The organism is Microseira wollei NIES-4236, from assembly GCF_020521235.1.
Lineage (GTDB): Bacteria > Cyanobacteriota > Cyanobacteriia > Cyanobacteriales > Aerosakkonemataceae > Microseira > Microseira wollei.
The window spans coordinates 1-218 of the sequence record NZ_BLAY01000827.1 but is presented as its reverse complement, the minus strand read 5'-3'; the positions used below and the strand labels follow the sequence as shown (position 1 = coordinate 218).

Sequence of the window (218 nt, the reverse complement as noted above, 5' to 3'; positions counted from 1 at the left end):
CCATCTACGATCTGGGCGATGGCATTGAGTAGGGACACGGCGGTAGAAAGTCTTCTCGTTAATGGCAAAGCTGATGGATGCCGTGCCGCTGCCATCTACGATCTGGGCGATGGCATTGAGTAGGGACACGGCGGTAGAAAGTCTTCTCGTTAATGGCAAAGCTGATGGATGCCGTGCCGCTGCCATCTACGATCTGGGCGATGGCATTGAGTAGGGAC

General features: G+C 55.0%; 1 protein-coding gene. It reads left to right on the top strand.

Going from position 1 to position 218, the window contains the following annotated elements; all coding sequences use genetic code 11:
• Positions 1 to 61: 61 nt before the first annotated feature.
• Positions 62 to 214: a hypothetical protein gene (locus MiSe_RS50605; protein ID WP_226595177.1), complete on the top strand. Its 153-nt coding sequence runs from the start codon at positions 62 to 64 to the stop codon at positions 212 to 214.
• The last annotated feature ends 4 nt before the right edge of the window (positions 215 to 218 follow it).